The organism is Streptomyces sp. NPDC006261, assembly GCF_040613515.1.
Taxonomy (GTDB): domain Bacteria; phylum Actinomycetota; class Actinomycetes; order Streptomycetales; family Streptomycetaceae; genus Streptomyces.
Map to the genome: position 1 here is coordinate 1 of NZ_JBEXSI010000044.1, position 11668 is coordinate 11668.

General features: G+C 69.3%; 9 protein-coding genes. 7 read left to right on the plus strand and 2 right to left on the minus strand.

Going from position 1 to position 11668, the window contains the following annotated elements; all coding sequences use genetic code 11:
- Positions 1-854: HAD-IC family P-type ATPase (locus ABZ154_RS25455; protein WP_356836278.1), on the plus strand; the 854-nt coding region annotated here is incomplete at its 5' end.
- Positions 855-1378: 524 nt separating this feature from the next.
- Here ABZ154_RS25455 and ABZ154_RS25460 read toward each other — a convergent pair.
- Together ABZ154_RS25460 and ABZ154_RS25465 are read right to left on the minus strand one after the other, a co-directional pair.
- Complete coding sequence (locus ABZ154_RS25460; protein ID WP_356836280.1) at positions 1379-2668, minus strand: citrate synthase; 1290 nt, start codon at positions 2666-2668, stop codon at positions 1379-1381.
- A 214-nt stretch (positions 2669-2882) separates the two neighbouring features.
- On the minus strand, positions 2883-5108 hold the full coding sequence (locus ABZ154_RS25465) for an ATP-dependent RecD-like DNA helicase (protein WP_356836281.1): 2226 nt from the start codon (positions 5106-5108) through the stop codon (positions 2883-2885).
- A 132-nt stretch (positions 5109-5240) separates the two neighbouring features.
- Here ABZ154_RS25465 and ABZ154_RS25470 point away from each other — a divergent pair, with 132 nt between their 5' ends.
- The 6 genes from ABZ154_RS25470 to ABZ154_RS25495 all read left to right on the plus strand — a co-directional run bounded on the left by ABZ154_RS25470 (position 5241) and on the right by ABZ154_RS25495 (position 11534).
- On the plus strand, positions 5241-5882 hold the full coding sequence (locus tag ABZ154_RS25470; RefSeq protein ID WP_356836283.1) for a cupin domain-containing protein: 642 nt from the start codon (positions 5241-5243) through the stop codon (positions 5880-5882).
- 226 nt (positions 5883-6108) lie between these two features.
- Entirely contained in the window at positions 6109-6489 is a 381-nt protein-coding gene (locus ABZ154_RS25475; protein ID WP_356836285.1) for a Scr1 family TA system antitoxin-like transcriptional regulator, read from the plus strand.
- A 297-nt stretch (positions 6490-6786) separates the two neighbouring features.
- Positions 6787-9570, plus strand: coding sequence for a CDP-glycerol glycerophosphotransferase family protein (locus tag ABZ154_RS25480; RefSeq protein WP_356836287.1), 2784 nt, complete (start codon positions 6787-6789; stop codon positions 9568-9570).
- Positions 9571-9785: 215 nt separating this feature from the next.
- Positions 9786-10004: a hypothetical protein gene (locus ABZ154_RS25485; RefSeq protein ID WP_356836289.1), complete on the plus strand. Its 219-nt coding sequence runs from the start codon at positions 9786-9788 to the stop codon at positions 10002-10004.
- 115 nt (positions 10005-10119) lie between these two features.
- On the plus strand, positions 10120-11139 hold the full coding sequence (locus tag ABZ154_RS25490; protein WP_356836291.1) for a sporulation protein: 1020 nt from the start codon (positions 10120-10122) through the stop codon (positions 11137-11139).
- Positions 11140-11387: 248 nt separating this feature from the next.
- Positions 11388-11534 (plus strand): hypothetical protein, encoded by a 147-nt coding sequence (locus ABZ154_RS25495; protein ID WP_356836293.1) that lies wholly within the window; start codon positions 11388-11390, stop codon positions 11532-11534.
- The last annotated feature ends 134 nt before the right edge of the window (positions 11535-11668 follow it).

Sequence of the window (11668 nt, forward strand, 5' to 3'; positions counted from 1 at the left end):
ACGACGTCCTGCGCCTCGCAGGAGCCCTGGAACACTCCTCCGAACACCCCATCGCCCAGGCCGTGGCAGCCGGCGCAACCGACCGCCTCGGCGGCCCCGACCCCCTCCCCACCCCCGAAGACTTCGCCAACATCCCCGGACTCGGCGCCCAGGGCGTCGTCGACGGCCACACCGTCCTCGTCGGCCGCCCCCGCGTCCTCGCCGAAGCGGGCATCGCCCTCCCTCCGGAGCTGACCGCCGCCCTGGCGGTGGCCGAGGAGCAGGGGCGTACAGCGGTGGCCGTCGCCTGGGACGAGGCGGCCCGGGGCGTGCTCGGGGTGGCCGACGCAGTCAAGGACGGCAGTGCGGCCGCCGTGGCCCAGCTGCGGGCCCTGGGGCTGCGGCCCGTCCTCCTGACCGGCGACAACCGGTCGGTGGCCGAGGCCGTGGCCCGCGAGGTGGGCATCGACGAGGTCCACGCCGAGGTGCTCCCCGAGGAGAAGGCGGACATGGTCAAGCGCCTTCAGGCCGAGGGCCGGAGCGTCGCGATGGTCGGCGACGGGGTCAACGACGCGGCGGCCCTGGCCACGGCAGACCTGGGGCTGGCGATGGGCACCGGGACGGATGCGGCGATCGAGGCGAGCGACCTCACGCTGGTTCGTGGAGATCTCAAGGTGACCGCTGACGCAATCCGCCTTTCCAGGCGTACTCTTTCCACCATCAGGGGCAACCTCTTCTGGGCCTTCGGCTACAACGTCGCGGCACTGCCCCTGGCTGCAAGTGGCCTGCTCAACCCTATGATCGCGGGAGCCGCCATGGCGTTTTCGTCCGTGTTCGTCGTCACGAACAGCCTTCGGTTGCGTGCCTTCACGTAACTTCCACAAAGAGATTTAGATCACACCGTTCTCAGGGTAACCATCCGGTGCGTTCGTGAGTCTTAGAGTGCGATGCCAAGGATGTCTTGGGGGACGTCCGATGGAGTGTCTTGGGGGACGCTCCTGTGGCAAGCGTTGAGCCGGGGCACGTGCACCGGGGAGCTTTGAGCGGCCCTCCCGTGCGTACGTACCCCGGCAGACCGCAGCACAACAACGGGGGCTCCGGCTCCCTGCAGACGCCCGGCCGGATCCCGTGGGGGGAATCCGCTCCGGGATATGGGAAGCGCCCTGACCGTCGACCCGTGGGGGGATCGGCGGCAGGGCGTTTCTCGCTCCGGACCGATCAGACCGGCCCCCGGGCCCGCAGCTTCACGTCACGGGACACTCACGGGGCTTACGAGGCCCCCGAAAGGCCGAATCGCCCCGGACACCGCGCTCTGTGCGAAGCGCGGTACGCGGGGCGAAGGCAGTCGGCCGAAGAGGCCGGGCACTACGGGTGGTGCGGTGGTACGCGACCGGTGAGGTCAGCGCCCCTCGACGGGGACGAAGTCGCGCAGGACCTCGCCCGTGTAGATCTGACGCGGGCGGCCGATGCGAGAACCCGGCTCCTTGATCATCTCGTGCCACTGCGCGATCCAGCCCGGAAGGCGGCCGAGCGCGAAGAGCACGGTGAACATCTCGGTCGGGAAGCCCATGGCCCGGTAGATCAGACCGGTGTAGAAGTCCACGTTGGGGTAGAGGTTGCGCGAGACGAAGTAGTCGTCGGAGAGCGCGTGCTCCTCCAGCTTGAGCGCGATGTCGAGCAGCTCGTCGGACTTGCCGAGCGCGGACAGCACGTCGTGGGCGGCGGCCTTGATGATCTTGGCGCGCGGGTCGAAGGACTTGTACACCCGGTGGCCGAAGCCCATCAGGCGGACGCCGTCCTCCTTGTTCTTCACCTTGCGGATGAAGGAGTCGACATCGCCGCCGTTGGCCTGGATGCCTTCCAGCATCTCCAGCACCGACTGGTTGGCGCCGCCGTGCAGGGGGCCCCACAGCGCCGAGATACCGGCGGAGATCGAGGCGAACATGTTCGCCTGCGAGGAGCCGACCAGACGCACGGTGGAGGTCGAACAGTTCTGCTCGTGGTCCGCGTGCAGGATGAGCAGCTTGTCCAGCGCCGAGACGACGACCGGGTCCAGCTCGTACTCCTGGGCCGGGACCGAGAAGGTCATGCGCAGGAAGTTCTCGACGTACCCGAGGTCGTTGCGCGGGTAGACGAAGGGGTGCCCGATCGACTTCTTGTACGCGTACGCCGCGATCGTCGGCAGCTTCGCCAGCAGGCGGATCGTCGAGAGGTGGCGCTGCTCCTCGTCGAACGGGTTGTGGCTGTCCTGGTAGAACGTGGACAGCGCGCTGACCACCGAGGACAGCATGGCCATCGGGTGGGCGTCACGCGGGAAGCCGTCGAAGAACCGCTTGACGTCCTCGTGCAGCAGCGTGTGCTGGGTGATCTCGTTCTTGAAGGTCGCCAGCTCGTCGACCTTCGGAAGGTCGCCGTTGATCAGCGTGTACGCGACCTCGAGGAACGACGAGCGCTCGGCGAGCTGCTCGATGGGGTATCCGCGGTAGCGCAGAATGCCCTGTTCACCGTCGAGGTACGTGACGGCGGATTTATAGGCGGCGGTGTTGCCGTATCCGCTGTCCAGCGTCACCAGGCCGGTATTGGCCCGGAGCTTCCCGATGTCGAAGCCCTTGTCGCCGACGGTGCTGTCGATCACCGGGTAGGTGTACTCGTCATCGCCGTACCGCAGTACTACAGAGTTGTCGCTCACGTCATCCCTCACCGACGTAGTGCCTCTTCTTCGAGGTGCCCTGACTGTCTCCACCCTCCCCCATTCGGCTCAGGAGAGTGCACTCGGGGTCGTCCATTGGACCTACTGGCGGCACTGAGTGCCGCCAACTTACTCATCCTGCCCCCTTGACTGCGGTTCCGGAAGACCTCCGTGATGTTTCCCACCGATTTGATCGATCATTTCTGCGCGGGGATCACGAGAAGTCTTCTCCTGAGCCGCCCCGGAGCCGAAAATCCAGTGCCGTACACCGTCTGCCTGCGGAAACCGTGCGGACGGCCTGACCGATCGCCTTACGGGACCCGACCAGGACGACGAGCTTCTTGGCCCGCGTCACGGCCGTGTAGAGCAGGTTGCGCTGGAGCATCATCCAGGCGCTGTTGGTGACGGGGATGACGACGGCGGGGTACTCGCTGCCCTGGGAGCGGTGGATCGTCATGGCGTACGCGTGGGCCAGCTCGTCCAGCTCGTCGAAGTCGTAACCGATCTCCTCGTCCTCGTCGGTGCGGACGGTGAGCTTCTGCTCGTCGGCGTCGAGGCCGGTGACGACGCCGACCGTGCCGTTGAAGACGCCGTTCTCGCCCTTGTCGTAGTTGTTGCGGATCTGGGTGACCTTGTCGCCGACCCGGAAGACACGGCCGCCGAACCGCTTCTCGGGGAGGTCGGGCCGGCCCGGGGTGATGGCCTGCTGGAGCAGCCCGTTCAGCTCGCCGGCCCCGGCGGGCCCGCGGTGCATCGGCGCGAGAACCTGCACGTCGCGGCGCGGATCGAGACCGAACTTGGCCGGGATGCGGCGGGCCGCCACATCGACGGCGAGCTTGCCCGCGTCCGCCGTCTCGTCCTCCACGAAGAGGAAGAAGTCGCTCAGCCCCTCGGTGAGCGGGGGCTGCCCCGCGTTGATCCGGTGGGCGTTCGTCACGACGCCCGACTGCTGCGCCTGTCGGAAGATCCGGGTGAGCCGGACGGCGGGGACCGGGCTGCCCTCCGCGAGCAGGTCGCTCAGCACCTCTCCCGCCCCGACCGAGGGCAGCTGGTCGACATCACCCACGAGAAGGAGATGGGCACCGGGTGCCACCGCCTTCACGAGCTTGTTGGCGAGCAGTAGATCGAGCATGGACGCCTCGTCGACGACGACCAGGTCGGCATCGAGCGGACGGTCCCGGTCGTACGCCGCGTCCCCGCCCGGCTTCAGTTCGAGCAGCCGGTGAACGGTCGACGCCTCGGCCCCGGTCAGCTCGGCAAGCCGCTTGGCGGCCCGGCCCGTGGGCGCGGCCAGCACCACCTTCGCCCGCTTGGCCCGCGCCAGCTCGACGATGGACCGCACGGTGAACGACTTCCCGCAGCCGGGCCCGCCGGTCAGGACGGCCACCTTCCGACTGAGCGCGAGCCGCACGGCCTCCTCCTGCTCGGGCGCCAGCGAGGCCCCCGTACGGGTCGCGAGCCAGGCCAGCGCCTTCTCCCAGTCCACGTCCTGGAAGGCCGGCATCCGGTCCTCCCCGGTCCGCAGCAGCCGCCGCACCTGCCCGGCGAGAGACAGCTCGGCCCGATGGAACGGCACCAGATAGACGGCGGTGATCGGCTCACCACCCTCCGGCGACGGCACCTTCTCCCGCACGACACCTTCCGGATCGGCGGCGAGCTCTGCCAGGCACTCGATGACGAGGCCGGTGTCGACCTGGAGGAGCTTGACCCCGTCCGCGATGAGCCGCTCCTCGGGGAGGTAGCAGTGCCCCTGGTCGGAGGACTGGGACAGGGCGTACTGAAGGCCGGCCTTGACCCGTTCGGGGCTGTCGTGCGGAATGCCGACCGCCTGGGCGATCTTGTCGGCGGTGAGGAACCCGATGCCCCACACGTCGGCGGCCAGCCGGTAGGGCTGGTTCCTCACGACGGAGATCGAGGCGTCCTCGTACTTCTTGTAGATGCGGACGGCGATGGAGGTGGAGACGCCGACGCCCTGGAGGAAGACCATGACCTCCTTGATGGCCTTCTGCTCCTCCCACGCCGTCGCGATCATCTTCGTCCGCTTGGGGCCGAGGCCGGGGACCTCGACGAGCCGCTTCGGCTCGTTCTCGATGATGTCGAGGGTGTCGACGCCGAAGTGGGTGGTGATCCGGTCGGCCATCACCGGCCCGATGCCCTTGATCAGCCCGGAGCCGAGATAGCGGCGGATGCCCTGGATGGTGGCGGGCAGCACGGTGGTGTAGTTCTCCACGGTGAACTGCTTGCCGTACTGGGAGTGCGAGCCCCAACGGCCCTCCATCCGCAGCGACTCGCCGACCTGCGCGCCGAGCAACGCACCGACCACGGTGAGGAGGTCACCCGCCCCGCGCCCGGTGTCGACGCGGGCGACCGTGTATCCGTTCTCCTCGTTGGCGTAGGTGATCCGCTCCAGAACACCTTCGAGGACGGCCATGTTGGACATGACCCGACGCTACCGGGTGCCACCGACAACGCCGTTCACGCCCCGGAATCCCGTCACGCGGGATGGGGAGCGGGCCCGCCGTCCCGCCACTCGTCCGCGAGCAGGGCGTACCTGGTCGACCGCAGCCGGCCGATGAAGTCTCCGAACCGCTGGATCTCCTGCGGCGAGTACGCGGACATCGCCTCGGCCATCCGTTCCGTGTACGGCCCGAAAAAAGCAGTCGCGGCGGACGGCGCCGAGGGCCGGATGGTGACCATCCTCGACGGCGACGGCCTCGGCGACCACTGGGAGCGCCACCCCGCCGGCGACGAACTGGTCGTCTGCCTCAGTGGGTCGGTGACCGTCACCCGCGACGTTGACGGGGTGCCCGACCGCGTTGTGCTCGGGCCGGGCGAGGCCACCGTCAACCCGGCCGGGGCATGGCACGCGGTCGACATGGCGGGGCCGTCGTCCATCCGGGCGCAGGCATCGCAGGCGTACAGCCGGATGATCGCCGAGGTTGCCACCGCCGACGATGCGACCTGCCTCCCGCTCCACGAACGCCGGATCGAGGAACTGCGCCGAGCGGACCCGCCGCCGGTCCCGTACCGGGAGCTGACACCCATGGCCGGCGTCGGCGTCCTCGTCCGGCACGCCGTGCCGCGCCGCAGCCTGGACACGGTCTCGCGGCGCCGAGGTCTCGTGCTCACGACCGGCCACATCCACCAGAACAGCCGCGGTACCGCCCTGGTCGCTGAGGTCATCGACACGTGTCTGCCGACCAGGAGCGCGTAACTGGGGCCCGGTGCGGGACCCTCTCCGCATGCGCGGGGACGGTCCCTCCGGGCGGGCAGCCGCACCCGTCCCGGTGTGCTGTTACCCGGCCCGCGGGAGGCAGCACGCCTTCGGCGCACACGAAGCCGACGACTTCACCACTACCCTCGCGGTTCGCCTTGCCCAAGACGCCGGCTCACGAGCGCCTTCATCGGGATCTGGGCCTACGGGCTGATCTCGCTGTCCGTTGCAGACGGACGGCTACGCGCGCGCCCTGTTCGAGGCCTACCGGCCCAACCACCCCCGGGCAGAGGTTGACCAAGACGTCGCCATTCGAACAGAACGTGCGCTCGTGTTCTTGACGGGCCGATGGCATTGGGTGTTGTGGACCCCCGCTGGACGAGGCGGTGCTGCGGCGGCAGGTCGGCGGCCCCAGGTGACGGCAGCGTGGTTGCGGAGGATAGCGGACATGGCCGAGGCCGGACGACTGCGGCCGCACGTGCTGCCGTTCGGAGCCGGCGCCCACTCCCCAGGACTGGACCCGGTTCGTCACCGCCGTCAAGGGCGGCGAGTTCCCCGCCTGACGCACGGCGACTCCCCGGCGGACCCGTCACGGTCATCGGCCTGACGGGGCCGTTGTCATGACTCATCACCCAGCTGCTCAAACTTGACCAGGGTCGAGGTCATCACCGAGAAGACCATCCCGCTGCTGCCCTGCCGGACGGAACTGATCCAGTCCGCGGTCGCCTTCTGTACAGCCCTGGGCTGCCTCGACGCCTCGAACTCACCTATTTTCCGGACAAGCTCGACGGATTCGAGCTGCGCGTGCCCGTACTGGTATCACCCGGCGTGTTCGGTACACGGGTAATCCGGTTAACGTGCGGTGGCTCGGAGTTGACCAGCACATCGAAGAAGGGCACCACTCATGGCGCAGTCCCTCGCCGATCTCGCATCGGCAAGAGTGCGGAGGATCTTGCGGTTCTTTCCCGAGAGCTCGCAGGCCGAGCGCGAGGAGTTGCGTGCCACGGCGCGGGGACTGCTCGACATCCACGGCGAGAAGGTGCTCACCGGCCTCCGGCCGGCCGAGCGTGTCATGTGGTACCTCGCGGCCGAGGGGCGTGCCGAGGATCTTGCCGAGGTGGTCCGGAACCAGCGCAGGGACCCGGGCGGCTTCCTCGTGGCAGGCGTCCGGCGGCCCCGGCTGGTGCTGTCAGGGCTGCGGGGCCTTGCGCTGCCGGGACGGATCACCGCGCTCGGGCGTCGTGACCTGCCGGTGACGGCGCAGCTCACCTCGGTCGAGTGGCGTGGTGACGATCTGGTGTGGGGAGGGTACGCGTTCGTCGCGAACCTGCCGCGTCCGTCGGGTCGCGTGATCGGCCGGTTCGCGGTGCTGGAGCACGGTGAGACCGGTCGTCGCATCAAGCTGCGCCTGCGCCGCACCAGGAGTGAGCAGGCCACCGTCGCTTCCGGGCAGGCGCTGCACTGCTACGACCAGACGGGTTTCGAAGTCGTCGTCTCCGCGCGTCGGCTGCGCGAGCTCGCCGGACGGGGAGCCGGCCAGTGGTTCCTGTACGTCGGGGTACGGGGGCCGGGCGGGATCTACGGGGCGCGGGTGCGCCAGCGCGATGCGGGTACGGCCGGGCACAACCAGGTGCGTCATCTGGCGGACGGCTCGCGTCTCGTGGTGGGTTTCACCAAGGACGGCGTGGGCATCACGGTGGAGCAGCCTCCTGTCGAGGTCGAGTCCTGCACCGTCGTGGACGGCGAACTGCACTTGGTCGCCAGGGCACGCAGTGGCGCCGACGTCCCGACCGCTGTGCGTATCGCCGAAGGCGACACCCGACTCGACAGCCCCCTCACACCTCTGCCCGAGTCCGGTTCCGCCGACGCGTTCCGGCGCTACCTAGCGGTCTTCGGTCTTGACCGGCTGACCGCGGACGACCTGCCGGGAATCAAGACCCGTTCTTTGAAGGTGACCTTCAGGGACGCCGGCGGCAAGGGCCAGGAGGCCCGCCTCGCCGAGGGCTTCACGACCGGCAGGCACCGGCACGCCCCCGGCCGCGAGCTGGCCATCCACAGCAACGGGCCCGGCAGGCTGGCACTGGCGACGCGAGCCGTCCGCCCGGTGGTCGACACGATGACCGCTACGGGCACGGGAGAGTTGGTGCTCGGGGGCACGTATCCCCGTGAGGAGGCGGCCGGGAAGAAGGTCGTCCTGCGGCACGGCACCCGCTTCGAGGAGAAGGAGCTGCCGGTCGAGTTCGCCGACGGGCGGTTCACGGTCCGGATCCAGCCCGAGGCGGCCCCTCAGGTGGACGGTCCGGAGCTTCCTCTGTGTCCCGGCCGCTGGTACCTGTTCTTCCGCGACGCGGAGGCCTGGGACAAGTCCGGGGATGTCCCGGTGACCTTGCGTCCCGAGCAGGTGGGGGAGCTGCCCATGCCATTCAGCGGCCCGCAGCGTGCCTTCACCGTCGACCGCCGCAACTTCGACCGTATCTTCATCGAGCCGCAGCGCCGGCACGGTCCCGACGAGCACGGCGCCTACCGGCAGCGCATCCTGCGCGAGGCGTACTTCCACGAGCAGCGCGAACTCCCCTTGCGCAACGCGGTGCTCTACCAAAGCTTCGAGGGCAAGCAGTTCTCGGACTCGCCCCGTTCGGTCTACGAGGAGCTGGTGCGCCGAGGCGTCGAGGTCGAGCACATCTGGACCCAGGACGCGGGGTTGCCCGAGATGCCGCCGGAGGCGCGTGTGGTGGCCTGGGGCAGCCGCGAGTGGTACGAGGCACTGGCCCGCAGCCGTTACGTCGTCGTCAACACGGCGATCGGCGACTGGTTCGTCACCCGCCCCGGACAACGGGTCGTGCAGACCTGGCACGGCACGCCGCTGAAGAAGGTCGGCAAGGACCTGCTCAGCTCTCCCCAGGCGAATCCCGCCTATATCGCCGGCCTGCCGCACAGCTACCGGCAGTTCGACTTCGTGGTCTCGCCGAACGCGCACACCACGGAGATCATGCGCAGGGCGTACTCCATCGAAGGCGAGATGCTCGAGAGCGGCTATCCGCGCAACGACGTCTTCCATGCACCCGACCGCGAGGCGCGGGCCGCGCGGGTCAGGGAGCGGCTCGGCCTGCCCGAGGGCAAGAAGGTGGTGCTCTACGCCCCGACCTGGCGGGAGGACCAGCGGCACGCGAGCAAGCTGTACAAACTCGATCTGCGGATCGACCTGGCCGCGGCGCAGGCCGAACTCGGTGACGATCACGTACTGCTCTTCCGCAAACACTCAAGCGTGCACGGCAACGTACCGGGTGCCGGACGCGGTTTCGTGTGGGATGTCACCCGCTACCCGGACATCGCCGATCTGTATCTCGTCGCCGATGTGCTGATCACCGACTACTCCTCGGCGCTCTTCGACTTCGCGCACTCGGACAAGCCGATGCTCTTCTTCACCTATGACCTGGAGCACTACCGCGACACCCTGCGCGGCCTGTACTTCGACTTCACCACCCGGGCGCCCGGCCCGCTGCTGGAGACCTCCGAAGAGCTGGTCAAGGCGCTGCGCGACATCGGCGCCGTCGAGACGGACTACCGGGAGAAGTACGCCCAGTTCAAGAAGGACTTCTGCGAGCCCGGCGACGGACTCGCGACAGCGCGCGTCGTGGACCGCATGCTCGCCGACGGACCGCACTCCGCAGCCCCGACCGACGGCTGAGCCTGGCACACGGCAGGGCAGCTCCAGAAGCAGGTGGCGCGGCAGCCGACTTTCAGCCTTTCGTGTCCGAACTTCCCCTCCTGCGCACCGAGTCCACCTGGCTCTTCTATGCTCTACAAGCCTGTAGACGGTATCGGGGCGGAACGGAAGTCCGTGCTGCCCTGACAGACGTGCGCGCGCTTCGTGGGGAGCGCGGCCTGAGGAGGGGACCGAGCGTGACTTCGATCGATCTGGGCAAGGTGCTGGACAAGGCGTGGGCGGACAAGAGTGTGCCCGAGGTGCTGGCGGCGCCGGTGTCGGCGCTCAAGGGGGTTTCCGACCGTCAGGGTGACCTGTTGAAGGAGGCGTTCGGCATCAAGACCGTCGCTGATCTCGCGGACCTGAAGTACGTCGGCTGGGCGCAGGCCCTGGCCGCGCTGGACGCGGCGAAGTAACGGCCCTTCGGTCGCGCCGCGGTGCCGCGGAGAGAGGGCCTTTCCCGCGGCACCGCACTCCACCAGAACCTCATGCACCGCACCACCCACAGGCAAGACGAAGGGGTACGACCCGATGGTGTTCAAGCGACTGCTCGGCTCGGTGGGGGTCGGCGGCCCGTCCGTGGACACGGTCCTCGCTACCGGAGCCGCGCTGCCCGGCGGACCCCTGGCGGGGGACGTTCGCTTGAGCGGCGGCCGGGCCGGCTTCGAGATCGAGCACATCACGCTGGAGCTGCTGGCGCGCGTCGAATCCGAGCATGAGGACGGTGAGCGCGATGGGCCGGTGATCTTCGAGCGGTTCAGTGTCGGTGGCGGCTTCCGCCTGGCCGAGGGCGAGCAGCGCACGGTGCCGTTCGCGATCACGCTGCCCTGGGAGACGCCCGTCACCGAGCTCTACGGCCAGCCACTCGGCATCGTCCTGGGCGTACGCACCGAGCTCGCGGTGAAGGGTGCCAGGGACAAGGGGGACCTCGACCCGCTGACGGTCGGTCCCCTGCCGGTGCAGGAAGCGGTTCTGGAGGCCTTCGGGCAGCTCGGCTTCGGCTTCCGGTCCGCCGACCTCGAACACGGCGGTATCCGCGGCAGCGGACAGCAGCTGCCGTTCTACCAGGAGATCGAACTCACCCCGCCCCCGCACTACGCCCATCAGGTCGACGAGATCGAGGTGACCTTCCTGGCCGATCCCGCCGGAATGGAGGTCGTGCTGGAGGCCGGCAAGCGCGGCGGCCTGTTCTCCGGCGGCCACGACGCCCTGAGCCGGCACCGGGTCAGCCACACGGACACGGCTCGCAGCGACTGGAACACGGTGGTCGGCTCCTGGATCAGCCAGCTCATCGACGCGCACACCGCCCGCCTCTCCCACCAGCCGCACGTGCACAGCGACGTCCATGGCTCCTACGCCGACAAAGGCGAGCGCAGCCACCACCATCATGACGGCCACCACGACGGCCACCGGTCCGGGCCCGGGATGGGCACTGCCGTGGCCGCGGGTGCGGCGGGCCTGGCCGTCGGCGTGGCCGGCGGCATGGTGGCCGCCGAGGCGGTCGATGAGATCGGTGACTTCTTCGAAGGCGACGAGGACGAGGAGGCGTAAGCCACTAGCCTCACCGGCAGCTCCACCACGTCGTCCAGGCGTCGACGCGCCGCACGGTGCGCCCCGCGGTACGAGGAAGCCGCATGGGGAGTACGCACCGCCCGACGGCGGGACACTCGCCGAGCGCGACCGTATGGGCGAGGGCCGGGCCGTGCGGCGACCGGCCGCGCGCGACGCCCGGACATCCTCGCGTCGTGGCGGGGTAGGCGGACGGTATACCGCCCGAGAAGTCTCGTTACGGAGGAACCATGTCCGGACTGATCGCCCGCCTCACGCAGTTCACCCGCAGCCCCCAGGGTCGGCGGACGGTCGCGTCGGCCCGACGTGCCGCGTCCGACCCGCGCAAGCGCGCCCAGGCTCGCCGCCTGTTCGGCCGACTGCGCGGACGCCGTTGACGTCAGCGCTTCGGTCAGGGCGCCGGCCCGACGATGACGTCCGGCATCGCTCGCCCCACCTACCGGGGAAAGCGGAGCGGCTCTGCTCGCCTTCCACGGCACCCGCCGACGGGCGGCCCGGCGGCAGGCCAGGA

Coding starts and splice junctions, on each gene's coding strand:
- ABZ154_RS25480 (WP_356836287.1), top strand. CDS start 6,787: ATGGCGCAGTCCCTCGCCGATCTCGCATCGGCAAGAGTGCGGAGGATC.
- ABZ154_RS25495 (WP_356836293.1), top strand. CDS start 11,388: ATGTCCGGACTGATCGCCCGCCTCACGCAGTTCACCCGCAGCCCCCAG.
- ABZ154_RS25490 (WP_356836291.1), top strand. CDS start 10,120: ATGGTGTTCAAGCGACTGCTCGGCTCGGTGGGGGTCGGCGGCCCGTCC.
- ABZ154_RS25470 (WP_356836283.1), top strand. CDS start 5,241: ATGAAGTCTCCGAACCGCTGGATCTCCTGCGGCGAGTACGCGGACATC.
- ABZ154_RS25465 (WP_356836281.1), bottom strand. CDS start 5,108: ATGTCCAACATGGCCGTCCTCGAAGGTGTTCTGGAGCGGATCACCTAC.